Genomic DNA, 23,652 nt, shown 5'->3' on the forward strand with positions numbered 1-23,652 from the left:
CCGGTCAGGACGCCTGAGCCTGCTGGGCGGCGCCGTGAACGGGGTGGTGGTGTGGCTCGCCGTGCTCGTGCCGCCAGGCGTCGACCATGTCCGTCACCCACTCCGCCACGGCGTGCGCGCCCCTGTCCTCCCTGATCGACGTGAACAGCACCGGCTTGCCGTCCCGTACGGCCGCCGCGTCGCGGGACATCACGGTCAGGTCGGCGCCGACCATCGGCGCGAGATCGGTCTTGTTGACGACGAGCAGGTCGGCCGAGGTCACCCCCGGCCCGCCCTTGCGCGGCACCTTGTCGCCACCCGACACGTCGAGCACGAAAATCTGCCGGTCGGCCAGGCCCCGGCTGAACGTGGCGGTGAGGTTGTCGCCGCCGCTCTCGACGATCACGAGGTCGAGCGGCCCGAACCGCTCCTCCAGCGTCTCGACGGCGTCCAGGTTGGCCGCGATGTCGTCCCGGATGGCGGTGTGCGGGCAGCAGCCGGTCTGCACGGCGAGGATCCGTTCCGGGTCGATGACTCCCGCGCGACGGAGGAAGTCGGCGTCCTCGGTGGTGTAGATGTCGTTGGTCACGACCCCGAGCCGCATCGAGGGGCCGAGGCTGCGGCACAGCGCCGCCACCAGGGCGGTCTTGCCGCTGCCGACCGGCCCGCCGATGCCGAGGCGGAGCGCCCGCCCGTCCGGCTCGGCCGCGTCGTGGAGATCGTCGTGGTGAGCGCCCATGGAGGTATTTGCTCCTTCTCGTGCGGTGACCGGTGGGGAGACGTCAGGAGACGAAAAGCTTCATCGGGTTGGTCAGGTGTCCCTCCGCAAGGAGGTCGAGCGCGGGCGCGCTGTGCCCCGGCAGCGCGTGCCACCGCCCCTGCCGGGCCGCGTCGCCGAGCGACGCGCAGGCGGCGTGGGCCGCGTCGTCGAGCGCGGGGGCGAGATCGGCGAGCAGGCGGTGGACGGTGACCGGGTCGAGGCCGAGGAGCCGCACGGCCGCCGTGGCCGGGCCGGTGACCGAGGTGTAGGCGGCGGCCAGCGCTGCCTGGCGGGGCGTGCAGCCCGCCGAGGCCCCCGCCGCGCCGAGCGCGACGGGGTGGTGCGGCCCCTCCGGCACGGCCCGAGCGAGCGTGTCCAGGGCGGCCGAGGGCCACATCCGGCGGGACGTGCGCAGCAGGAGCCGTCCCTGGGTGCGGGCGGCCTCCCGCTGGGCGGGCGAGGCGGTCCTGGCGTCGGCCTCGGCGTCCAGCCGCCGCCACAGCTCGACGCCGTCAGCCGGGTCGTCAGCGGGGTCGTCCGCGGCGGCCAGTTCGCACGCGGCGGCGGCGAGGGCGGCGGTGACCAGACCGGCGGTGGCGAGCCTGCCACGCAGGAACCGCGCCAGATCGCCGGTGCCGGTGACCGCGCCCAGCCGTACGGCCTCCTCCACGCCGCCCGAGTGGGCGTGCCCGCCCGCCGGCAGCCGGGAGTCGGCCAGCAGCAGCAGCGCCGCGTCCGCTCCCATGTCAGAAGAGGAAGTAGCGCTGCGCCATCGGCAGCGACTCGGCCGGGGCGGGCTCGATCAGCTCGCCGTCCACGCGTACGGCGAAGGTGTCGGGGTCCACCCGGATGTCCGGCAGGGCGTCGTTGAGGGGCATCGCGTCCTTGCGCCGGGCGCGTACGTCGGCCACCGGGACCAGACGCCTGCGGACGGCGAGGCGGTCGGCCAGGCCGTCGTCCAGCGCGAGCGGCGCCACGAAGTGCAGCGAGGTCGCGGCGGCGGTGGCCGGGGCCGCGCCGAACATCGGCCGGGGGAGCACGGGCTGCGGTGTCGGGATCGACGCGTTCGCGTCGCCCATCTGCGCGTAGGCGATGACGCCGCCCTTGACGACGAGGTCCGGCTTGACCCCGAAGAAGGCCGGGCTCCACAGCACCAGGTCGGCGAGCTTGCCGGGCTCCACCGAGCCGATCTCCGCGTCCAGGCCGTGAGCGATCGCCGGGTTGATCGTGTACTTGGCGACGTAGCGGCGGGCGCGGAGATTGTCGGCCGGGCCGTCGCCCGGCAGCGCGCCGCGGCGCCGCTTCATCACATGCGCCGTCTGCCACGTACGGATGATCGTCTCGCCGACCCGGCCCATGGCCTGGGAGTCCGAGCCGATCATCGAGATCGCGCCCATGTCGTGCAGCACGTCCTCGGCCGCCATCGTCGCCGGCCGGATCCGCGACTCGGCGAACGCCAGGTCCTCCGGGATGGCGGGGTTGAGATGGTGGCACACCATGAGCATGTCCAGGTGCTCGTGGTGGGTGTTGACCGTGTGCGGCCTGGTCGGATTCGTGGACGAGGGCAGCACGTTGGCGTGGGAGGCGACCGTGATGATGTCCGGGGCGTGGCCGCCTCCGGCGCCCTCGGTGTGGTAGGCGTGGATGGCCCGCCCGCCGATGGCCCGCAGGGTCGACTCCACGAAGCCGGCCTCGTTCAGCGTGTCGGTGTGGATGGCGACCTGCACCCCGGTGGCGTCGCATACCCGCAGGCAGGCGTCGATGGCGGCGGGGGTGGTGCCCCAGTCCTCGTGCAGCTTGAAGCCCGACGCCCCGGCCCTCAGCTGTTCGAGCAGACCCTCCTCGCTGACCGTGTTGCCCTTGCCGAGCAGGGCCACGTTCACCGGGTAGGAGTCCAGCGACTCCAGCATCCGGCCGAGATACCAGGTCCCGGTCACGGTCGTGGCCTTCGTACCCTCGGCGGGGCCGGTGCCGCCGCCGACGACCGTGGTGACGCCGGAGGCGAGCGCCTCGTCGAGGATCTGCGGGCAGATCAGGTGGACGTGGGAGTCGACGGCGCCCGCCGTGACGATCTTGCCGTTGGCGGCGAGGATCTCGGTGGACGGGCCGATCACCAGGTCCGGGTGGACGCCGTCCATGGTGTCGGGGTTGCCGGCCTTGCCGATGGCGGCGATCCGGCCGTCCCGCACGCCGATGTCGGCCTTGACCACGCCCCAGTGGTCGATTATCACCGCGCCGGTGACGACCAGGTCGGCCGCGCCCTCGGCCCTCGTGGTGCGCGCCTGCCCCATCGACTCGCGGATGACCTTGCCGCCGCCGAACACGGCCTCGTCGCCCGCTCCGGCGGGCCCCATCGACAGGTCGTCGGTCACCTCGACGTACAGGTCGGTGTCGGCCAGGCGCACCCGGTCGCCTGTGGTGGGGCCGTACAGCGCGGCGTAGCGGGCGCGTTCGACGCTAGTCATCGGTCCTCCCGTCGAGGGGGCCCGCCCATTCGGGGCGCAGTCCGGGTACGACGCGGTCGCCCGCGAGCGGGACCAGCGTGACGTCGCGCTCCACCCCGGGCTCGAACCTGATCGCGGTGCCCGCCGGGATGTCGAGGCGGGTGCCCCAGGCCGCCTCCCGGTCGAACTCCAGACCCGGGTTGGCGGCGGCGAAGTGGTAGTGCGACCCGACCTGCACCGGCCGGTCGGCGGTGTTGACGACTCTCAGGGTGATCCGCTCCCTGCCGGGGTTCAGCGGCACGTCGCCGTCGCCGCACACGATCTCGCCCGGCACGCCCGTGCCGGTCATGCGATCGGGTTGTGGACGGTGACGAGCTTGGTGCCGTCGGGGAAGGTCGCCTCGATCTGGACGGACTCCAGCATCTCGGGCACGCCCTCCATGACGTCCTCGCGCCGCAGGACCTTGCGGCCGGCGTCCATCAGGTCGGCGACGCTGCGGCCGTCGCGGGCGCCTTCCAGGAGGAAGGACGCGATGAGGGCCGTCGCCTCCGGATGGTTGAGGCGAAGGCCGCGCTCCTTCCGCTCGCGGGCCACGCCCGCGGCGACGTGGATGAGGAGCCGTTCCTGTTCGTGTGGAGTTAGCCGCATGGCGGGACGATAGATACCCGCCATTTCCCCTGCGTTACCCGCTTATTTCGTACGCGTATCCGGACGGCGGTGAGCCTTCGCTAATGACTTGTTAACCATCGGGATTTCGGCGGGAAATACCGCGCGCCCACCTTGACGGCAGACGGATCGGTGCGGGGGCCGTAGCGGCAAGGGAGAGGCAATTGCGGAACTCATTATGGCGTGCCGGAGCGGTTCTCGCTCTCGCGACCACGACGCTTGCGGCATGTGGCGGACAATCCTCAACAAATAGTACATCTGCCTCATCTGGGGGTTCTGACACCATCAAAGTCGGCATCCTGCACTCCCTCAGCGGCACGATGGCCATCAGCGAGGTCACGGTCAGGGACGCGGAACTGCTCGCGATCGACGAGATCAACGCGGCCGGCGGCGTGCTCGGCAAGAAACTGGAGCCCGTCGTCGAGGACGGCGCGTCCGACTGGCCGACCTTCGCGGAAAAGGCCACCAAGCTCATCGCGCAGGACAAGGTCGCGACCGTCTTCGGCGGCTGGACGTCGGCGAGCCGCAAGGCGATGCTCCCGGTCTTCGAGAAACGAAAGGCGCTGCTGTGGTATCCGGTCCAGTACGAGGGACTGGAAAGCTCGCCGTACATCTTCTACACGGGCGCGACGACCAACCAGCAGATCGTCCCCGGGCTCGACTACCTGAAGGAGAAGGGCAAGAAGAAGCTCTTCCTCGTGGGCAGCGACTACGTCTTCCCGAGAACCGCGAACAAAATCATCAAGGCGTACGCCGCGGCGAACGGGATGGAGGTTCTCGGTGAGGAGTACACCCCGCTCGGGCACACCGAGTACAGCACGCTCGTCAACAAGATCGTCGAGGCGAAGCCGGACGCGGTCTTCAACACCCTGAACGGCGACAGCAACGTCGCGTTCTTCAAGCAGCTCAAGAGCACCGGGATCAGCGCCGACCAGATGCCGGTCATGTCGGTGTCCGTGGCCGAGGAGGAGGTCAAGGGCATCGGCGTCGACAACGTCGCCGGGCACCTCGTGGCCTGGAACTACTACCAGACGACCGACACCCCGGCGAACGAGAAGTTCGTCGCCGCGTTCAAGGCGAAGTACGGCGCGGACAAGGTGACCTCCGACCCGATGGAGGCCGGATACAACGCCGTCTACCTGTGGGCCGAGGCCGCGAAGAAGGCCGGCACCACCGAGGTGGAGGCCGTCAAGAAGGCCGCCGGCGGCGTGTCCCTCGACCGCCCCGAGGGCAAGGTCACCATCGACGGCGACAACCAGCACGTCTACAAGACCGCGCGCATCGGAGTCGTCCAGCAGGACGGCCAGATCAAGGAGGTGTGGAACTCCGGCGAGCCGATCAAGCCGGATCCCTACCTCAGGACGTACCCCTGGGCCGGCGGCCTGGTCTGACGGCCACGATGGAGGGAGTGCTCAACCAGCTGCCGATCGGGCTGTCGATCGGCGCGGTCCTGCTGCTCATCGCCCTCGGGCTGACCTTCACGTTCGGGCAGATGGGCGTGATCAACATGGCCCACGGCGAGTTCATCATGGCGGGGGCCTACACGGCCTACCTGCTCCAGGGTGTGGGCTTCCTGATCGCCCTCCCGGCCGCCTTCGTGGTGGCCGGGGTCATGGGCCTGATCCTGGAGCGCACGCTGATCCGGCGCTTCTACGGCCGTCCGCTGGACACGCTGCTGCTCACCTGGGGCGTCAGCCTCATGCTCCAGCAACTGGCCCGGGACCTGTTCGGGGCGCCCAACGTGCAGGTCGCCTCGCCCGCCTGGCTGCGCGGCGGCATCGGGATCCTGCCGTACAACCGGCTGTTCATCATGGCGCTCGCCGCGGCGTCGGTGCTCGCGATCTGGGCGTACATGAACAGGACCGGACAGGGCCGGCGCATGCGGGCGGTGATGCAGAACAGGAGGCTCGCGGCCACGAGCGGCATCGACACCGGGCGGGTCGACCAGCGGACGTTTTTCATCGGCTCCGGCCTCGCCGGGGTCGCGGGGGTCGCCCTCACGCTCATCGGGCCGGTCGGCCCGGCGCTCGGGACCTACTACATCGTCGACGCGTTCCTCGTGGTCGTCGCGGGCGGGCTGGGACAGCTTCGCGGCGCGGTGCTGGCCGCGGCCGGCCTCGGCCTGCTGAACTCCTATGCCGAGTTCTGGAGCGACGCCAGCCTCGCCAAGGTGGTGGTCTTCGTGGCGATCATCGGCTTCCTGCAGATCCGGCCGCAGGGGCTGTTCTTCGTCCGATCGCGGGCGCTCTCATGACCGCCCTCACGGTCTCGCGCCGGGTGCTGAGCGGCCGGTGGCAGGGCCCGGCGGCCTTCACGGCGGTGGCGGTGCTCGCCCTGGTGGTGGCGCCGCTGCTGCTGGAGCCGTTCCGCCTCGGGCTGCTGGCCAAGTATCTGTGCTACGCGATCGTGGCGCTGGGCATCGGCCTCGCATGGGGGCAGGGCGGCATGCTCACGCTCGGTCAGGGGGTGTTCTTCGGCCTCGGCGGCTACGCGATGGGCATGTATCTCAAGCTCAACGACGCCGGGGGAGACCTGCCCGACTTCATGGTCTGGAGCGGGGTGGAGAAGCTGCCGGCGCTGTGGAAGCCGTTCGGTAACCCGGTCTTCGCGCTGGCCATGGTCGTCGTGCTGCCGGTCGCGGTCGCGCTGCTGCTCGGCACGCTGGTGTTCCGCCAGCGCGTACGGGGGGCGTACTTCGCGATCCTCACCCAGGCGCTGGCGGCGGCGCTGGTGATCCTGCTGGTCGGGCAGCAGGGGCTGACCGGCGGCACGAACGGCCTGACCAACTTCTTCGACTTCTTCGGCCGCGATGTGGCGGCCGACGAGACCCAGCGGGGCCTCTACCTGCTGGTGGCGGTCGTGCTCGGGGCGCTCTACCTGGGCGCCAGGCAACTCGTCCGCAGCCGGTTCGGGCGGCTGCTGCTCGCGGTCAGGGACGGCGAGGACCGGGTGCGCTTCCTCGGGTACGACCCCGCCACCGTCAAGACGCTGACCTTCGCCGTCTCGGCGGGCATGGCCGGCATCGCGGGGGCGCTGTTCGTGCCCGTCGTCGGCATCATCTCGCCGGCCCTGCTCGGGGTCGTGCCCTCGCTCGAACTCGTCGTCGCGGTGGCCGTCGGCGGCCGGTTCGCGCTGGCCGGCGCGGTGCTGGGCGCGGTCGTCATGGGATACGCGCGGACGTACTTCAGCGAGGAACTGCCGGACGCCTGGCTCTACCTGCAGGGCGCCCTGTTCGTGCTCGTCATGACGCTGGCGCCGAAGGGCATCGCGGGCCTGGCCGCCAACGTCGTACGGAGAAGGGAGGCACGGGCGTGACCGACACGCTGCTGGAGATCCGGGGTCTGGAGGTCGCCTTCGGCGGCTTCCGGGCGCTCGACGGCGTGGACCTGACCGTCGGACGGGGCGAGCTGCGGTTCCTGATCGGGCCGAACGGCGCGGGGAAGACCACCCTCATCGACGTGATCACGGGCCTGACCAGGCCCACCGGGGGCTCGGTGCGGTTCGAGGGGCACGACCTCGTGGGCCGCAGGGAGCACGAGATCGTCCGGCTCGGCGTGGGCCGCACCTTCCAGACCTCCGTGGTCTTCGAGGAGCTCACCGTGCTGGAGAACCTCGACCTGGCGGCGTCGTTCCGGCGCCCCCTGTGGTCGCTGCTGCGCCGCAGGCGCGGGGTGTCGGAGGAGGTCACCGCGGCGCTGGAGACTACCGGCCTGACCGCGCTGGCCGGCAGCAGGGCCGGGGTGCTGTCGCACGGGCAGCGGCAGTGGCTGGAGATCGGCATGCTGATCGTCCAGCGGCCCCGGTTGCTGCTGCTCGACGAGCCGGTCGCCGGCATGTCCTCCGGCGAGCGCGAGCGGACCGGCGAGCTGCTCACCGAGGTCGCCCGCGACCACACCGTGATCGTGGTCGAGCACGACATGGACTTCCTGCGCCGCTACGCCTCGCAGGTCACCGTGCTGCACGAGGGCAAGGTGCTGACGGAGGGCTCGGTCGAGCAGGTGCGCGCCGACCCGCGCGTGCAGGAGATCTATCTGGGACGGGCGCGGGAGGGTGCCGAGGATGCTGTCCGTTGAGGGACTGGAGTCGGGATACGGCCGGGCCCGGGTGCTCTTCGGCGTCTCGCTTGAGGTGCCCGCCGGCCGCCTCGTGTGCGTGATGGGCCGCAACGGGGTCGGCAAGACGACCCTGCTCGACACCGTCATGGGCGCGCTGCCGGCGACCGGCGGGAGGGTGACGTTCGAGGGCAGGGACGTCACCCGGCTGCGCCCGGACCAGCGCGTACGGCTCGGCATGGGCTACGTGCCGCAGGGGCACGACACGTTTCCCCAGCTCAGCGTGATGGACAACCTCCTGGTCACGCTGGAGGCGTCCGCGCACCGGGACCGGGCGGCGCTGGACGAGGCCCTGGAGGTCTTCCCCCGGCTCAAACCGCTGCTCAAACGGCCGGCGGGCTTCCTGTCGGGCGGTCAGCAGCAGCAGCTCGCGATGGCCCGGGCCCTGGTCACCCGGCCGAAACTGCTGATCCTGGACGAGCCGACCGAGGGCATCCAGCCGTCGATCATCCTGGAGATCGAGGAGGCCGTCGAACGCCTGCACGCGAGCGGTCTCGCGATCCTGCTGGTGGAGCAGTACCTGGACCTCGCGCTGCGGCTGGCCGACGGGTTCGTGATCCTCGACGCCGGACGGGTGGTCAGGTCCGGCCCCGCACGGGAGCTCCAGGACGAGGAGGTCCACCGGCTGTTGTCCGTCTGAGTCGGGCGCTTACCCTGGAGGGGAGGAAGCGATCGCACGTGTGAACGCCTTCGGCCGTGCCGGAGGCTCCGCGCCGCCGGAGCGGCGGGGGCCGTCCGGACCCGGCATTGCGCACGGCACGACCGCTTCCTCCACTGTCTGCGGCCGGTGCGCCCGGCGGCCGGTCGATCAGCGCGCCCGGGTCTCGATCCGGGCTCGACGGACGTGGCCGAGTATCGCCTTGACGACGAGTTCCGGGCGGTCCCGATGGATGTGGTGCCCCGCGTGCTCCGCGACGACGTGTTCGGCGTTCGAGGACAGCCGCACCAGGTCGGCCTGGAGCGGAACCCAGACGGAGTAGAAGCGGCGCTGTGCGGCGGCCGCCTTCGTATCGGTTTCCGGTGGTTCGTCGGGACTGGCGGAGATGACCGTGAGCGGAATCGCGCCCAGGTGTGGCGCCCGGCGGCGGACCTGCACGGGGGTGACGGTGATCGCGGCCGCCGCCTCGCGTAGCTCCGCGCGGCGTTGGCGGTCGCTGAGGTCGAAGGCGATCCTGGTGGGGAGGAGCTCCGACGGCAGGCGCCGGGCCGCGGCCTCGCGGCGGGCGCGGCCGCTCCATCCGGCCTCGAAGGCCAGGCGCCGAAGCCCCAGCGGGGTCAGGCGCGAGCGCAGCATTTCCAGGGCGATCTCTGTCCTCGTCCGGTGCAGCAGGCGGATCTGCTCGGGATGGCTGGAATCGACGAGGACGACCGCTGCCACGGCGTCGGGCCTTTCGGCCGCGAACAACCGGACGATGTGCCCTCCGGCCGAATGCCCCACCAGAACGTACGGCGGAGCGATTCCCGCCTCGTCCAGCGCGCGTCGCAGGTCGCGAGCGGCTCCGAGCGCCGTTCCCGCCCACGGGGACGGGTCGCTCCACCCGAGACCGGCACGGTCGTAAAGGACGACCGACGACTCCGCCGCCAGTTCGGGTGACAGGGCGGCCCAGTTCACACCCGGCTCGCCCAGTCCCGGCACGATGACGACGGTCGGCGAGCCGGTGCCCGCGGTCCACAGGTGGATCCGGCGGCCGCCGATGTCGACCATCCGGCCGGGCGGAGGGAACCGGCGGCGATCACCCCGGGCCCCGTAGGTCTGGTAGACGGCGCTCATGGCGGCTCCGGCGATCGCTCCTGAGACGAGCCGGGCCAGCGCCCTGACGATGATTCCCCTGCTGCGGATCGAGCGGTTCATCACACTCCGGTTGCGCCGGTTCCCCGTTGGTTCCCGCGGGAGGGAGGAGAGCGGCGGTCGGGCCCTGGATCACTTTGACTCCGCCATTCGTACAGCGGATTCGGCCGCCAGATCAATGACGATCGACAAGGGCGGATGAGGTGGGGGCGCAGGCGGAGGCGCCGACCGCGGATCAGGCGGACGGCGACCGCACCGTGGTCAGATGTCGAGCTGCGGTCAGATGTCGAGCTGCCACTGGTGCCAGGTGTCGAAGACCTCGAAGCCCATCGCCTCGTTGATCGCCAGCATGTGCGGGTTCGCGACGGAGTTCCACGTGATCACGCGCTCGATCGACGGCTCGCAGGCGCGGAACCAGGTGATGTTGGCCAGTTTGAGCACGAGGCCGAGCCGCCGGCCGCGGTGCGGCGCGAGGACGGTCGTCGAGGACTGGCGGCCCCATCCCTCCGGCCGCTCGGCGTCCACCACCAGCTGGGTGAACCCCGCGGGCTCTCCGCCGGCCGTATGCCGGGCGATCATCGTGTAGGTCTGCTGGCCCGCTCGCGCGAGCATCTCCTCGCGGGCGCGCACGCGGTCGGCCGTCCACCGCTGGTCCTCCATCGCGAGGTCGCCCAGCGGCTCGTCGTTCATGCCCTCCGCGAGGCGCGCCATGTCGCCGAGCAGGTCGTCGGGGGTCGGCCCGGCCCACCGTTCGAGCGAGTAGCCGGTGGCGTGCCGTACGGCCCGGGCCCGGAGGAGCTCGAGGCCGGACCAGTCGGCCGTGCGCAGGTCGAGCACCAGCCGGGTCTCGGTGGCGGCCGGGGAGAAGCCGCGGACCTTGGCGAACGCCGCGCCCGGCCCGTCGGCCGAGGCCTCGGCGATGAGGACCCGCCTGCCCTCGTCACGCGCCCGGCCGATGGCGTGGTCGAGCAGCGCGCCGCCGACGCCCTCGCGCCTGCGGCCCGTACGCGTCATCAGCCGGAGCAGGGCGAGGTGGGTGTTGTCGTCCTGCGGGAAGTGGAGGATGTAGCCGCCGGCGACCTCGTCACGGCCGACCTGGCCGCTGTCGGTTCGGCCGTCGTCGGTTCGGCCGAGGCTGATTCGGCCGTCGTCGTGCGCCACCCACGCCTCGGCCCGCTCGCCGCCGGACCCGCTCCGGACGCTCGCCGTGAAGTGCCGCCACGACATCGCCGGACCCGGCTGGTCGCATGCTCGCGCGATGTCGTACAGACCGGCCAGAGCGGCGTGGTCCGCCGGGCCGTCCGGGTCGTCTTCCTCCTGCGCGGCGTCGTTCTCGATAGGGGCGACGCGCTTCATCTGCATGCCGACAAGAATTCCGCACCCCTTGTCAGGGGCGCGACTGATTTTCACATCGTGGAACGGCGGCGGTGAGGGCTCACTGCATGTAGTTCTCGACCTCGTCGGCCGGACGGGGGGAGGCGAAGTCGGGGTCCTCGCCCACGTCGCGCCGGGCGCGGCGCTGGCGCAGCAGGTCCCAGCAACGGTCGAGCTGCTCCTCCAGTGAGGTGATCCTGTTGTGCTCCTCCTCCGAGGTCAGCTCGCCCGCGACCAGGCGCTCGCGCAGGGAGTGCTCCTCGTCGACCAGCTCGCTGATCCGCTGCAGGATCTCGCCGTCCTTCATGTGGCCTCCTTCGTCACGAGCCACCCTAACCTGGGGCTCCGTCTCGACATGTGATCGGGTGTCTCATCCGCTTCAGGGGGTCTGCTAGTCTGCTTGGCATGCTGCGCGGACTCCTTCTTATCCGCCGCGGCGAGGGCCTGTAAGAGGCCGGCTCCCTCGCCGCGGTGCGAGAGGCATGCGCGTCGGCCGCCCTGGTTTCATCCAACGGCGCCCCCCTTTCTGTCGAACCGACGACGGCACCATCGTGCCCGGGGCTCGCCGTGCGCCCGACGAGGAGCAATCATGAATGAGCAGCAGCCCAGCCCCATGCCGTTCCAGCGTTATACGCCGTTCGAGCCCGTACGGCTGACCGACCGCACCTGGCCCGACAAGGTCATCGCCACGGCGCCCCGCTGGTGCGCGGTGGACCTGCGTGACGGCAACCAGGCGCTGATCGACCCGATGGACGCCGACCGCAAGCTGAAGATGTTCGACCTGCTGGTCCGGATGGGTTACAAGGAGATCGAGGTCGGCTTCCCGGCCGCGTCGCAGACCGACTACGACTTCGTCCGTCAGATCATCGAAGAGGAACGCATCCCCTCCGACGTGGTCATCCAGGTGCTGACGCAGGCCCGGCCCGAGCTGATCGAGCGGACCTTCGAGTCGCTGCGCGGCGCCCGCCAGGCGATCGTCCACCTGTACAACTCCACCTCCACCCTCCAGCGCCGGGTCGTCTTCGGCCAGGATAGGGACGGCATCACCGCGATCGCCGTCGAGGGCGCCAAGCTGTGCAAGAAGCTGGCGGCCGAGATGGAGAGCACGGACATCTACTTCCAGTACTCGCCCGAGTCCTTCACCGGCACGGAGCTGGAGTACGCCGTCGAGGTCTGCAACGCCGTCAACGACGTCTGGCAGCCCACCCCCGACCACAAGGTGATCGTCAACCTGCCGGCGACGGTCGAGATGGCCACGCCCAACGTGTACGCCGACCAGATCGAGTGGATGCACCGCAACCTGGCGTACCGGGACTCGATCGTGCTGTCCCTGCACCCGCACAACGACCGCGGCACCGCCGTCGCCGCCGCCGAGCTGGGTTACATGGCCGGCGCCGACCGCATCGAGGGCTGCCTGTTCGGCAACGGTGAGCGGACCGGCAACGTCTGCCTGGTCACGCTGGGCATGAACCTGTTCTCCCAGGGCATCGACCCGGAGATCGACTTCTCCGACATGGACGAGATCCGGCGCGTGGTCGAGCACTGCAACCAGCTGCCCGTGCACCCCCGCCATCCGTGGGGCGGCGAGCTGGTCTACACGGCCTTCTCCGGCTCCCACCAGGACGCGATCAAGAAGGGCCTGGAGCACCTGGAGCACGACGCGGCCGCCGCGGGGGTGCCGGTCGACCGGTTCACCTGGGCGGTGCCGTACCTGCCGATCGACCCCAAGGACATCGGCCGCACGTACGAGGCCGTGATCCGCGTCAACAGCCAGTCGGGCAAGGGCGGCGTCGCCTACATCATGAAGGCCGACCACCAGCTCGACCTGCCGCGCCGCCTGCAGATCGAGTTCTCCCGCGTCATCCAGGCCCGTACGGACGCCGAGGGCGGCGAGGTCACGGCCGCGGAGATGTGGGAGCGGTTCGCCGACGAGTACCTGCCGAACCCCGCGAGCCCCTGGGGGCGCCTGGGCCTGCTGGCCCACCGGCACACCTCGACCGTGGACGACAAGGACGCGATCAGCGCCGACGTGCGGGTCGACGGCGACATCCGGGAGATCGAGGGCGTCGGCAACGGCCCCATCTCGGCCTTCTGCGACGCGCTGGAGAGCATCGGAGTGCCGGTGCGGGTCCTCGACTACACCGAGCACGCGATGAGCGCGGGAGCCGACGCCAAGGCCGCGTCGTACGTGGAGTGCGAGGTCGGCGGGCCGAACGGCACCCAGGTCCTCTGGGGCGTCGGCATCGACGCGAACACGACGAGCGCCTCACTCAAGGCCATCATCTCCGCCGTCAACCGCGCCACCCGCGCCTGACCGGCCCCGAATCTCGCAGTGATACGGCAGGACCTGCGGTCCCACTGCCCCTGACCTTGCCCAAAATCGCAAGCGTCTGCCCTCAACAGCCCACGAAGCTGTCGTGAAACACGCGAAAGGCGGCAACCGGGAGATCCCCGACTGCCGCCTTTCGCATGTCTCGTTCCTCTTGCCCCAGCGGCTCAGACCTCCGGACCCGGCCGGCGAATGGTCTCCGGTCGGTGTTCACACCGTCAGGTACGTTCACCGTTCGAAGGGTACGCATACAGTAAGTAGTGTACCGTTGACGATCGGTGGGGCAACTTCGGTTAGCCTGAGGCCATGTCGGACGAGGTCGTCAGCGTGGGAGTACGGGAACTGCGCGACCGGCTCGCGCACTATCTGGAGCTGGTCCAGGCGGGAAACACGGTCGAGATCACGGAGAGGGGGCGGCCGGTGGCGCGGCTGACCGCATTGCCGCACGAACGTGTCGTCACGGACCGGCTCGTCGCGGAGGGCCGCATGAGGCTGCCAGAGGTGGAGATCGATTGGACTGCCTGGCATGCCCTGCCCCCGCAACCCGGAACGCCTCTGCCCAGCGAAGTGCTGGGGGAGCTGAGGGCGGAGGAACGGTGATCTACCTCGACTCTTCGGCGCTGGTCAAGCTGGTCGTCCGGGAGGAGGAGACGGCGGCGCTCGAAAAATGGCTGGCGACACAGACCGGGGCGGTGGTCGCCTGCGAACTGGCCCGGACCGAGGTGGTCCGGGCGGTGCGGGCCTCCGGACCTCAGGCGGTCTCCATGGCCAAGGCGCTGATGGCCCGGCTGAGGATGGTGCCCGTGGACGCACCGCTTCTCGACGCGGCCGCGGAGATCGGGCCGGCCCGGCTGCGGACTCTCGACGCCCTTCACCTGTCCGCCGCGCAACTGCTGGAGCGGGCTCTCGATTGGTTCGTGGCCTACGACAAGCGGCTGCTCGCGGCGGCAGAAGAGGCAGGCCTTCCCGTCGCCGCACCCGGCTTCGACGGGGCCGGGCTCGCATAGCGCGGCGATCTCCATGCGTGGCCTCCCTCGAAGCGGCGCCGCCCTCGACCCATGGCCGCCCGCGCGGCATGACGCCGCGGCGGTGAACGCGGCCTGGAACGCGCTGCTCGCGGCGGCCGAGGGGCCGGGCAGGCGCACGGCAGGGCGTTGCCGTCCGCGCGGACAGCTGGGCCGGGTCGCCTACTCGGGCAGGCCGAGGAGGCGGGCGAGGCAGGCCATGTTGTGCTCGAACAGCTCGGCTCGGTGCGTGATCGTGTTGTTGAACTGGCCGAAGAGCTCGAAGCTGACCATCCCGAACAGGCCCGTCCAGGCGACGATCGCCCGCGCGACCACGTCGTCCGGCACGTCCGGCATCAGCGACCGCACGACCTCGGCGTCCTGGGCCAGGATCGCGGGCGGCGACGGGCAGATCGGGGGAGGGGTGAGCCGGCCCGCGTGGTGGGCGTCGGCGACGATCCGTCCGTACACGGCGGTGTCCCGCACCGCCGGCGCGACGGTGTCCTGCGGAGCGGCGTAGCCCGGCACCGGCGAGCCGTACAGCAGGGCGTACTCGTGCGGATGGGCAAGGGCCCACGCGCGTACGGCCCGGCAGACGGCGAGCCATCGTCCGGTGAAGTCGTCGCGCGCGCAGGCGGCGTCGGCGTGCTCGACCGCCTCTCCGAGGGCGTTGTATCCATCGATGATCAGCGCGGTCAGCAGGTCGTCGCGGCTGGGGAAGTAGCGGTAGATCGCCGAGGAGACCATCCCCATCTCGCGGGCAACCGCCCGCAGGGACAGGCCCGTGGCCCCCTCCGTCGCCAGATGCCGCCGGGCGATGTCCGTGATCTCCCGGATCAGCTCCGCTCTCACCCGCTCCCGCGCGGTCCTGCTCGCATTCATGGGGCCAGGTTAACAGAGCACCTGAGCTAATAGAGAGCGGTGCTCTTGACGAAGGGCGTTCCCATAGGAGAGCATTGCTCTCGAAACGGAGCGATAAACACAAGGAGTGCCGATGCTCACCGTGGCAAAGGGAACGATCGGGGCAGTGATGTTCTTCCTGGAGCTGGGAGTGCTGATCTCGCTGGCCTACTGGGGGTTCACCCGGGAGGTCAACATCCTGGTGAAGATCCTTCTGGGGCTCGGTGGGCCGGCCGTGTTCGCCACGCTGTGGGGGCTGTTCATGGCGGGCGGCAAGGCGCCGCACCAGCTGCACGGGATCGCCAGGGCCGCCTTCGAGGTGGTGTGGTTCGGTGCGGGGGCGGCCGCGCTGGCGGCCTCAGGGCTCGTCACCGCGGGTGTGGTGTTCGCGGTCGTGTACGTCGTGGACGGCGTGCTGCGGCTGCTGACGGATCAGGTCTGAAGGAGAAGTGATGGGCAAGCATGTGATCGTCGGAGCGGGACAGGCCGGCGGCGGGCTCGCCGAGACGCTGGCGGAGCGCGGGCACGAGGTGACCCTCGTCACCCGTTCGGGTTCGGGCCCGAAGCGCCCCGGGATCTCGCCGGTCGCCGCGGACGCGGCCGACGCCACCGTGATGCGGCGGCTCACCGAGGGGGCCGACGCGCTCTACAACTGCGCGAACCCGCGTTACCACCGGTGGCCCCTGGACTGGCCGCCGATCGCGGCCTCGCTGCTGGCGGCCGCCGAGTCGTCAGGGGCCGTCCTGGTCACGCTGGGCAACCTGTACGGGTACGGCCCGGTGGACGGGCCGATGACCGAGGATCTGCCGCTCGCCGCGACGGGCACGAAGGGCAGGGTCAGGGCGCGGATGTGGGAGGAGATGCGCGCCGCGCACGAGGCCGGGCGGGTGCGGGTCACGGAGGTGCGCGGCTCGGACTACTACGGGCCGCGGTCGTCCGACCAGTCGTACGTGGGGCCGCGGCTCCTGGAGCCCCTGTTCGCGGGCAAGCCCGCCCTCGTCCTGAGCGACCCCGGCATCCCGCACAGCTGGACGTACCTGCCCGATGTGGTGCGGGCGCTGGCGGCGGCCGCGGAGGAGGAGCGCGCGTGGGGCCGGCCCTGGCACGTGCCGACCGCGCCGCCCGTCACCATCCGGGAGTTCGCCGAGACGGTGTGCCAGGCGGGTGGCCTCCCGGCGCCGCGCCTGCGGCGGCTGCCGTCGTGGACGCTGAAGGCGGGAGGCGTCGTATCGCCGTTCCTGCGCGAGCTGGGGGAGACCCGTTATCAGTTCGACCGCCCGTACGTGCTCGACTCCTCCGCCTCCCAGGCCGTCCTCGGGTTCGGGCCGACACCGGTCGAGGACGGGGTGAAGGAGACGGTGGCGTGGTGGCGGGGGCGCTGACAGGCGCCGGAGGGGCGGCGATAGTCTCCCCGGCATGAAAGTCGCAATCATCGGCCTGGGAGACATCGCGGAGAAGGCGTACCTGCCGGTGCTGGCGGCGACGCCGGGCATCGAGCCGCTGCTGTGCACGCGCGACCGGGCGGCTCTCGACCGGCTCGGCGACGCGTACCGGATCGGCGCGCGTTTCACCTCCGTGGACGCACTCGCCGAGGCCGGGGTCGACGCGGCCTTCGTGCACGCGGCCACCGCCGCGCACGTCCCTATCGTGACCACGCTGCTGGAGGCGGGCGTGCACGTCTACGTGGACAAGCCGCTCGCCTACGACGCCGCCGCCTCCGCCGGGCTCGTACGGCTGGCCCGCGAGCGCGACAGGTCGCTGATGGTCGGGTTCAACCGCAGGCACGCCCCCGCGTACGCGGCCCTGCGCGGCCTGCCGCGCGACGTGATCGTGATGCAGAAGAACCGGCGTGACCTGCCCGGCGACCCGCGGACGATGATCTTCGACGACTTCGTCCACGTGGCCGACACGCTGCGCTTCCTCGCCCCCGGGCCGGTCACCGACACCGTGATCAGGACCAGGGTGCGGGACGGCCTGCTCGAACACGTGGTGCTGACGCTCGGCGGCGACGGGTTCACCGCCGTCGGCGTGATGAGCCGCACCAGCGGCGCGGCCGAGGAGACCTGCGAGGTCATGGGCGGCGGCGGGAAGCGCCGGGTCGTCAACCTCGGCGACGTGGTCGAATTCGGCGGGGACGAGACCCTCGTGAGGCGCGGCGACTGGGTCCCGGCGACGCGGCAGCGCGGCATCGAGCAGATCTGCCGGGAGTTCCTCACCGCGATCCGCGAGGGCCGGATCCTCACGGCCGACGACGCCCTGCTGACCCACGAGCTGTGCGAGCAGATCGTGCTGGCCGCCACGAAGACAGCGGAGACCGCCGAGACGGCGGCGACGGCCTGACCGCCTCCCGGAAGCCGCATATTCCCGGGAGGCGGTCGTCATTGCCGTCTCTCACAGGGGGCGTCAGGGGTAGAGGCCCCGCATCCGGTGGGCCTCGGCCACCCGCCCCACCCCGATCGCGTGGGCGGCCTGGCGGAGCGTGAGGTCACGCTCCGCGGCCAGGTCCGCGACCGCCCGGTAGGCGTTCTCCATCAGGTCCCGGAGCTTCACCTCGACCTCCCCGGCGCTCCAGGAGTACGCCTGGGTGTTCTGCACCCACTCCAGGTAGGACACGATCACCCCGCCCGCGTTGGCCAGGATGTCGGGCACCACCGTGACCCCGTTGCCGGCCAGGATCAGGTCGGCCTCGGGCGTGGTGGGCCCGTTGGCGCCCTCCACGACCAGGCGGGCCCGTACGCGCGGTGCGTTGTCCGCCGTGATCATGCCTTCGAGCGCGGCCGGCACCAGCACGTCCACGTCGAGTTCGAGCAGCTCGTCGCGGGAGAGCGGGTCGGCGTCGCGGTAGCCGTGGACCGACCCGGTCCCGGCCGCGTGGGCGCGCAGCGCGGCGACGTCGAGGCCGGAGGGCCGGACGACCGCGCCGCCCGCGTCGGAGACGGCCACGACGCGGCAGCCGGCGTCGGCGAGGTACTGGGCGGCGAGCGCGCCCACCTTGCCGAAGCCCTGCACCGCGATGGCCGTGCCCTCGGGGGAGCGGGCCCCCTCTGTACTGGCCAGTGCCTGCAGCGCGGCGATCTGCACCCCGCGCGAGGTCGCGCCCGCGCGGCCCAGCGAGCCGCCGAGCGCCGTGGGCTTGCCGGTCACCACGCCGGGCACGGAGTAGCCCGCGTTCGCGCTGTAGGTATCCATGATCCAGGCCATGGTCTGCTCGTCGGTGCCCACGTCGGGCGCGGGGATGTCCTTCTCCGGGCCGATGAGCGGCAGGATCTCGTTGACGTAGCGCCGGGTGACGCGTTCGAGCTCGCGGGTGGTCAGTGTGGCCGGGTCCACCGCGACGCCGCCCTTGGCCCCGCCGTACGGGATGCCGACGAGGGCGCACTTCCACGTCATCCACATGGCGAGGGCGGTGACCTCGGCGAGATCGGTGGCGGGGTGGAAGCGGATGCCGCCCTTGGCGGGCCCGCGCGACAGGTTGTGCTGCACGCGGTGGCCCTGCACCACCTCCAGGCGGCCGTCCTCGCGCCGCACGGGCACGGACACCGTCAGCGAGCGGCGGGGCGTGGCGAGCATGTCGTGCAGGCCGTCGTCGAGGCCGAGGAAGCGGGACGCCTCGGCGAGCTGGAAGCGGGCGGCGGCCAGGGCGCGCTCACCCGCTGAGGGGGCAGGGAGATCGGGGATCGGAGACCGAACCCCCGACGCCGTTGTCGGGAAGTCCGTGACGGTCATTCTGATGTTCTCCTGTCGGAAAGGCTGGTCACCCTCCGGACCTCGCGCGCCGTCGTCGTTGACGGGTGCGAAAGGCGGGCCGGATGAGCGACATCTGGATCAAACCGTGCGCCGGGTGATCGCGATATAGGCCAATACGGAGATCGGCGGGCGGGATTTCGCCGTTCCGGCGTACAGGCCGTGCACGAACGGTGAACGGCGTGGGACGGATGGACACAAGTCGCGTTTTGCCGTCCTTTTGCAGTAGACAGGTCTGGTGCCGGAACTTGTGCTGGGCCCGCTGCTGCGCCACGTGGACGCGGCCGCCGCGACCGTCTGGGTGGAGACCTCCGAGCCCTGCACGGTCCGCGTGCGAGCCGGCGACGCCTGCTCGGAGGAGCACACCTTCACCGTGCACGGCCACCACTACGCCCTGGTCGACGTCGGCATCGAGGGCCCGGTGGCCTACGAGGTGGAGCTCGACGACACGCGGGTGTGGCCGGCCGACGGCCTGCCGCCGAGCGTGATCCGACCGCTGACCCGCCTCGACCGGATGATCTTCGGCTCCTGCCGCACCAGCGTCCCGCACGAGGAGCCGTACGTGCGCACGCACGGCCCGGACGTCCTGCGGGCGTACGGCCTGCGCCTGATGGAGTCGCCGGACGAGCGGCCCGACCTGATCCTGCTGCTCGGCGACCAGGTGTACGCCGACGAGCTGACGCCGGACATGAAGGAGTTCATCGCCGGGCGCAGGGACGAAGGACCCGAGGAGGTCGTCGACTTCGAGGAGTACGCCGAGCTGTACCGGCAGGCGTGGTCCGACCCTCCGGTCCGCTGGCTGCTGGCCACGGTCCCCAGCTTGATGATCTTCGACGACCACGACGTCAGGGACGACTGGAACACCTCGAACGTCTGGCGCGAGCAGATGGCCGAGGTGCCCTGGTGGGATCGGCGCATCGTCTCCGCGCTCGGCTCGTACTACATCTACCAGCACCTGGGCAACCTGCCCCCGGACGAGCGGGCGGCCGATCCCGTGCTCGCCGCGCTCCGGGCGGGCGGCGGGGACGAGGCGCTCGACACCTTCGCCCGGCGGGCCGACCGGGAGCCCGACTCGGTGCGCTGGAGCTACCACAGGGACCTGGGCGGCGCCCGGCTGATCGTGCTGGACAGCCGCAGCGCCCGGGTGCTGGAGCCGGGACGCCGGCGGATGCTCGACCCCGGCGAGTGGGACTGGTTCGACAAGCACGCGACCGGCGACTTCGACCACCTGCTCATCGGCTCCTCGCTGCCGATCCTGCTGCCCTCCGGGATCCACCACGTGGAGAGCTGGAACGAGGCGGTCTGCGACGGCATCTGGGGCCGCAGGGCGGCGCGGTGGGGCGAGCGGGTGCGGCAGTTTCTCGACCTGGAGCACTGGGGGGCCTTCCGCCGGTCGTTCGAGGAGCTCGCGCACGTGGTGCTGGAGGTCGCCTCGGGAAGCCGGGGCAGGCCGCCCGCGACCGTCCTGCTGCTGTCGGGCGACGTCCACTACTCCTACATGGCGTCCGTACGGCGCCGGGGCGGCGGACGCGTCCACCAGATCGTCTGCTCGCCGATCCGCAACCCGCTGAGCCGCACGCTGCGCTTCGCCAACATCGTGGCGTCGTTCGGGCTCGCGGGCGTGCTCGGCGGGGTGCTGGCCAGGACCGGGGGCCTTCCCCGGCCGCCGTTGCGGTGGCGCATCAGCAAGGGACCCTGGTTCCCCAACATGATGACCGCCATCGACCTGGCGCCCGGGGAGGCCGCGGTGACGTGGTTCACCGACACCGGCGATCAGGACGCGGTGCGGATCAGGCCCGAGCCTCCCGCAGCACCGCGCTGAGCTGGTCCACCGCCCAGGCCAGGTCGTCCCGGGAGACGACGAGGGGCGGCGCGAGGCGGATCGTCGAGCCGTGGGTGTCCTTGACGAGCACGCCGCGGCGCAGGAGCGCCTCGCTGATCTGCCGTCCGGTGCCGAGCGAGGGATCGATGTCGATGCCCGCCCACAGTCCGCGCCCGCGCACCGCCGCCACGCCGGGGCCGAGCTCGGCCAGGCGCGCGTGCAGGAACGCGCCGAGCTCGCGGGCCCTGGCCTGGTACTCACCGGTCCGCAGCAGCCCGATCACCGCGTCGCCGACCGCGCACGCCAGCGGGTTGCCGCCGAAGGTGGAACCGTGCTGGCCGGGCCCGATCACGCCCATGACGTCGGCGTTCGCGACGACCGCGGACACCGGGACCACGCCGCCGCCGAGGGCCTTGCCCAGGACGTACATGTCGGGGACGACGCGCTCGTGGTCGCAGGCGAACGTCTCCCCGGTGCGGCCGAGGCCCGACTGGATCTCGTCGGCCACGAACAGCACGTTGTTATCGGTGCAGATCTCCCTGACCGCGGCCAGGTAGCCGTCCGGCGGGACCAGCACGCCGGCCTCGCCCTGGATGGGCTCGAGCAGCACGGCCACCGTGTTCTCGTCGATCGCCTCCCTGATCGCCTCGGCGGAGCCGTACTTGACGACCCGGAAACCGGGGGAGAAGGGGCCGAAGCCGTCCCGCGACTCGGGGTCGGTCGAGAAGCCGACGATGGTCGTGGTGCGGCCGTGGAAGTTGTCCTCCATCACGACGATGTTGGCCTGGTCGGGGGCGACGCCCTTGACCTCGTAACCCCACTTGCGGGCGACCTTGATCGCGGTCTCGACGGCCTCCGCGCCGGTGTTCATCGGCAGGACCATGTCCTTGCCGCACAGCTCGGAAAGGCCGGTCACGAACTCGGCGAAGCGGTCGTGGTAGAACGCCCGGCTGGTCAGCGTCAGACGGTCGAGCTGCTCACGGGCCGCCGCGAGGATCGCGGGGTTGCCGTGCCCGAAGTTCAGCGAGGAGTAGCCCGCCAGGCAGTCGAGATACCGCTTGCCCTCCACGTCGGTGACCCAGGCGCCGTCGGCCGAGCTGATCACGACGGGCAGCGGGTGGTAGTTGTGCGCGCTGTGGCTCTCGCTGAGCCGGATCAGTTCCTCGCTGTTCATCGGATCTCCCTGTTCGGCCGGATCTCGAGGGTGCAGCACTTCGGGCCGCCGCCGGACTTGCGCAGCTCGGTGAGGTCCACCGGGACGACCTCGAAGCCGCGCCGCTTGAGTTCCAGGATCAGCCCGCTCGCCTCGGCGTTGACGACGACGTTGCGGCCGTCGCTCACCGCGTTGAGGCCCAGCACCTCCGCGTCCGCGGACGTGGCGATCACGGCGTCGGGGAACAGCCGCCGCAGCACCTTCCTGCTGCCCTCGCTGAACGCCTCCGGATAGTACGCCACGTTGTGGCCGTTCAGCGGAAACAGGGCGGTGTCGAGGTGGTAGAACCTCGGGTCGACCAGGCGCAGCGTGACGACCGGCCGGCCGAGGAACTCCTGGGCCTCCATGTGCGCCGCCACGTCGGTGCGGAAGCCCGTCCCGGCCAGGATCATCTCGTCGAGCGTCAGGTAGTCGCCCTCGCCCTCGTTGGTGAAGGACGCCTCCAGTGTCTCGTATCCCCGATCGGCGAACCACCGCAGGTAGGCGGGGCCCTCGGCGGCACGCTGCGGGTGGGCGAACCTCGCGCCGTAGACCCGTCCGTCCACGACGAGCGCGCCGTTCGCGGCGAACACCATGTCCGGCAGGCCCTCGATCGGATCGATCAGGCTGACGGTGTGGCCCAGGCTCTCGTACGCCTGCCGGAGGCTCTCCCACTGCCGCACCGCCCTGGCCGTGTCGGTGTCCTTCTCCGGGTGCATCCACGGGTTGATGGAATACGAGACCGTGAAGAAATCAGGCCGGCACATCAGGAAATGCCGTGCCGTGCCCGTGCGACCACTTTCCGTGGTCTCGGTGGCGGGCGCGAGTGTCATCGTCGACTCCAAGCGGGAAACCGGGTGAACGGGACTTCAGCGTAGGAATCGGGAGGCCACAATCCAATGCGCCCGCGTTGCGATCACCTGTGGATCGGTTGCGTCCTTCACCCGTTTTGCAGCGATCCGTTAATCAGCCGCGACAGCACGATCGAACTCTTGGTGCGGACCACGAACGGCTCGGCCGCCAGGCGCTCGATCACCCGCTCGACGTGCCGCACGTCGGTCGCGCGGATGTGCAGCAGCGCGTCGGCCTCGCCGGTCACCGTGCAGGCCGAGACGACCTCCGGATGCCGGGACACGGCCATGCCGATTTCCGCCGGCGAGGTCTTGCCCCGGCAGTACAGCTCGACGTACGCCTCGGTGGTCCAGCCGAGGGCCGACGGCTCCACCCGCGCGCTGAAGCCGGTGATCGCGCCGCTGGCGATGAGCCGGTCGACCCGCCTCTTCACGGCCGGAGCCGACAGCCCCACTTGAGCGCCTATTTCGGCGTATGTCGCCCGGGCGTCCTCGACGAGGGCCCGGATTATGGCGCGATCGAGCTCGTCCAACCTCACGTGGACCTGTATACAGCCGCCGGGCACCGCATCGTCGCAGACAGCCTGCGTCACGCGAGACGGGACAGGGCGCGGGCTCCGCATCGCGGCGGACGACACAGGGCGCGGGCTCCGCATCGCGGCAGACGGCACAGGGCGCGGGCCCCT

25 protein-coding genes are annotated in these 23,652 nt (G+C 71.1%); 12 read left to right on the plus strand and 13 right to left on the minus strand.

The features are described from left to right. Positions 1-4 precede the first annotated feature (4 nt). The 5 genes from ureG to BXA11_RS23375 are packed head-to-tail and all read right to left on the minus strand — an operon-like array spanning position 5 to position 3,831. On the minus strand, positions 5-718 hold the full coding sequence (gene ureG / locus BXA11_RS23355) for an urease accessory protein UreG (protein ID WP_076437845.1): 714 nt from the start codon (positions 716-718) through the stop codon (positions 5-7). A gap of 43 nt (positions 719-761) precedes the next feature. Continuing rightward, entirely contained in the window at positions 762-1,484 is a 723-nt protein-coding gene (locus tag BXA11_RS23360; RefSeq protein ID WP_076437848.1) for an urease accessory protein UreF, read from the minus strand. Between the two features lies 1 nt (position 1,485). Further along, a complete protein-coding gene (locus BXA11_RS23365; protein WP_030506287.1) occupies positions 1,486-3,204 on the minus strand; it encodes an urease subunit alpha in 1,719 nt (572 codons plus the stop codon). Further along, positions 3,197-3,532: an urease subunit beta gene (locus BXA11_RS23370; protein ID WP_030506286.1), complete on the minus strand. Its 336-nt coding sequence runs from the start codon at positions 3,530-3,532 to the stop codon at positions 3,197-3,199. The genes BXA11_RS23365 and BXA11_RS23370 overlap by 8 nt, the downstream gene beginning before the upstream one ends. After that, the gene (locus BXA11_RS23375) at positions 3,529-3,831 is read right to left on the minus strand and encodes an urease subunit gamma (RefSeq protein WP_030506285.1); all 303 of its coding nucleotides are present in this window, start codon (positions 3,829-3,831) and stop codon (positions 3,529-3,531) included. Before BXA11_RS23375 ends, BXA11_RS23370 begins: the two co-directional genes overlap by 4 nt. A 182-nt stretch (positions 3,832-4,013) precedes the next feature. Between BXA11_RS23375 and urtA the strand changes: the two genes are divergently transcribed. The 5 genes from urtA to urtE are packed head-to-tail and all read left to right on the plus strand — an operon-like array spanning position 4,014 to position 8,601. Beyond that, positions 4,014-5,240 carry an urea ABC transporter substrate-binding protein gene (gene urtA, locus BXA11_RS23380; protein ID WP_030506284.1) on the plus strand — a complete coding sequence of 409 codons (1,227 nt, stop codon included), beginning with the start codon at positions 4,014-4,016 and terminating at the stop codon, positions 5,238-5,240. Positions 5,241-5,248: 8 nt separating this feature from the next. Beyond that, complete coding sequence (urtB, locus tag BXA11_RS23385) at positions 5,249-6,103, plus strand: urea ABC transporter permease subunit UrtB (RefSeq protein WP_030506283.1); 855 nt, start codon at positions 5,249-5,251, stop codon at positions 6,101-6,103. Beyond that, a complete protein-coding gene (urtC, locus tag BXA11_RS23390) occupies positions 6,100-7,164 on the plus strand; it encodes an urea ABC transporter permease subunit UrtC (protein WP_083744518.1) in 1,065 nt (354 codons plus the stop codon). Before urtB ends, urtC begins: the two co-directional genes overlap by 4 nt. Then, positions 7,161-7,922 carry an urea ABC transporter ATP-binding protein UrtD gene (gene urtD, locus BXA11_RS23395; RefSeq protein WP_076437851.1) on the plus strand — a complete coding sequence of 254 codons (762 nt, stop codon included), beginning with the start codon at positions 7,161-7,163 and terminating at the stop codon, positions 7,920-7,922. The genes urtC and urtD overlap by 4 nt, the downstream gene beginning before the upstream one ends. Next, the gene (gene urtE, locus BXA11_RS23400) at positions 7,909-8,601 is read left to right on the plus strand and encodes an urea ABC transporter ATP-binding subunit UrtE (protein WP_076437853.1); all 693 of its coding nucleotides are present in this window, start codon (positions 7,909-7,911) and stop codon (positions 8,599-8,601) included. Before urtD ends, urtE begins: the two co-directional genes overlap by 14 nt. Positions 8,602-8,769: 168 nt before the next feature. Here the strand turns inward: urtE and BXA11_RS23405 are convergent, their stop codons facing one another. The 3 genes from BXA11_RS23405 to BXA11_RS23415 all read right to left on the minus strand — a co-directional run bounded on the left by BXA11_RS23405 (position 8,770) and on the right by BXA11_RS23415 (position 11,431). Further along, positions 8,770-9,813 carry an alpha/beta fold hydrolase gene (locus tag BXA11_RS23405; protein WP_076437856.1) on the minus strand — a complete coding sequence of 348 codons (1,044 nt, stop codon included), beginning with the start codon at positions 9,811-9,813 and terminating at the stop codon, positions 8,770-8,772. 216 nt (positions 9,814-10,029) lie between these two features. Then, positions 10,030-11,112, minus strand: coding sequence for a GNAT family N-acetyltransferase (locus tag BXA11_RS23410; RefSeq protein WP_076437859.1), 1,083 nt, complete (start codon positions 11,110-11,112; stop codon positions 10,030-10,032). A gap of 73 nt (positions 11,113-11,185) precedes the next feature. Beyond that, a complete protein-coding gene (locus BXA11_RS23415) occupies positions 11,186-11,431 on the minus strand; it encodes a DUF2630 family protein (RefSeq protein ID WP_030506278.1) in 246 nt (81 codons plus the stop codon). A gap of 282 nt (positions 11,432-11,713) precedes the next feature. On the opposite strand from BXA11_RS23415, the gene leuA reads away from it, so the two are divergent. The 3 genes from leuA to BXA11_RS23430 all read left to right on the plus strand — a co-directional run bounded on the left by leuA (position 11,714) and on the right by BXA11_RS23430 (position 14,460). Beyond that, positions 11,714-13,438: a 2-isopropylmalate synthase gene (gene leuA / locus BXA11_RS23420; protein ID WP_076437861.1), complete on the plus strand. Its 1,725-nt coding sequence runs from the start codon at positions 11,714-11,716 to the stop codon at positions 13,436-13,438. A gap of 321 nt (positions 13,439-13,759) precedes the next feature. Next, positions 13,760-14,053: a type II toxin-antitoxin system Phd/YefM family antitoxin gene (locus tag BXA11_RS23425; protein WP_076437863.1), complete on the plus strand. Its 294-nt coding sequence runs from the start codon at positions 13,760-13,762 to the stop codon at positions 14,051-14,053. Continuing rightward, a complete protein-coding gene (locus BXA11_RS23430; RefSeq protein ID WP_030506275.1) occupies positions 14,050-14,460 on the plus strand; it encodes a type II toxin-antitoxin system VapC family toxin in 411 nt (136 codons plus the stop codon). The genes BXA11_RS23425 and BXA11_RS23430 overlap by 4 nt, the downstream gene beginning before the upstream one ends. 180 nt (positions 14,461-14,640) lie before the next feature. On the opposite strand, the gene BXA11_RS23435 is transcribed toward BXA11_RS23430, so the two are convergent. Then, entirely contained in the window at positions 14,641-15,339 is a 699-nt protein-coding gene (locus BXA11_RS23435) for a TetR/AcrR family transcriptional regulator (RefSeq protein ID WP_076437864.1), read from the minus strand. A gap of 112 nt (positions 15,340-15,451) precedes the next feature. Here BXA11_RS23435 and BXA11_RS23440 point away from each other — a divergent pair, with 112 nt between their 5' ends. From BXA11_RS23440 to BXA11_RS23450, 3 genes are read left to right on the plus strand one after another with little or no spacing between them, the layout of a single operon-like run. Next, a complete protein-coding gene (locus tag BXA11_RS23440) occupies positions 15,452-15,799 on the plus strand; it encodes a YrdB family protein (protein WP_030506273.1) in 348 nt (115 codons plus the stop codon). Positions 15,800-15,809: 10 nt separating this feature from the next. Continuing rightward, the gene (locus BXA11_RS23445; protein ID WP_076437866.1) at positions 15,810-16,739 is read left to right on the plus strand and encodes an NAD-dependent epimerase/dehydratase family protein; all 930 of its coding nucleotides are present in this window, start codon (positions 15,810-15,812) and stop codon (positions 16,737-16,739) included. Between the two features lie 34 nt (positions 16,740-16,773). Continuing rightward, positions 16,774-17,697, plus strand: coding sequence for a Gfo/Idh/MocA family protein (locus BXA11_RS23450; protein ID WP_076437868.1), 924 nt, complete (start codon positions 16,774-16,776; stop codon positions 17,695-17,697). Positions 17,698-17,760: 63 nt separating this feature from the next. On the opposite strand, the gene BXA11_RS23455 is transcribed toward BXA11_RS23450, so the two are convergent. Then, on the minus strand, positions 17,761-19,083 hold the full coding sequence (locus BXA11_RS23455) for a Glu/Leu/Phe/Val family dehydrogenase (protein ID WP_083744519.1): 1,323 nt from the start codon (positions 19,081-19,083) through the stop codon (positions 17,761-17,763). A 256-nt stretch (positions 19,084-19,339) separates the two neighbouring features. Between BXA11_RS23455 and BXA11_RS23460 the strand changes: the two genes are divergently transcribed. Next, positions 19,340-20,923, plus strand: coding sequence for an alkaline phosphatase D family protein (locus tag BXA11_RS23460; protein WP_083744520.1), 1,584 nt, complete (start codon positions 19,340-19,342; stop codon positions 20,921-20,923). Here BXA11_RS23460 and rocD read toward each other — a convergent pair. The 3 genes from rocD to BXA11_RS23475 form a co-directional block, all read right to left on the minus strand. Then, positions 20,892-22,097: an ornithine--oxo-acid transaminase gene (gene rocD, locus BXA11_RS23465; protein WP_076437870.1), complete on the minus strand. Its 1,206-nt coding sequence runs from the start codon at positions 22,095-22,097 to the stop codon at positions 20,892-20,894. The two genes, BXA11_RS23460 and rocD, sit on opposite strands and share 32 nt — an antisense overlap. Next, positions 22,094-22,948, minus strand: a complete 855-nt coding sequence (gene ddaH, locus BXA11_RS23470; protein ID WP_030506267.1) for a dimethylargininase — start codon at positions 22,946-22,948, stop codon at positions 22,094-22,096. The genes rocD and ddaH overlap by 4 nt, the downstream gene beginning before the upstream one ends. 107 nt (positions 22,949-23,055) lie before the next feature. Next, positions 23,056-23,505 carry an Lrp/AsnC family transcriptional regulator gene (locus tag BXA11_RS23475; protein WP_030506266.1) on the minus strand — a complete coding sequence of 150 codons (450 nt, stop codon included), beginning with the start codon at positions 23,503-23,505 and terminating at the stop codon, positions 23,056-23,058. Positions 23,506-23,652 lie beyond the last annotated feature (147 nt).

Origin of the sequence: Microbispora rosea (genome assembly GCF_900156315.1) — a bacterium.
In the GTDB taxonomy this organism is placed as follows: domain Bacteria; phylum Actinomycetota; class Actinomycetes; order Streptosporangiales; family Streptosporangiaceae; genus Microbispora; species Microbispora rosea.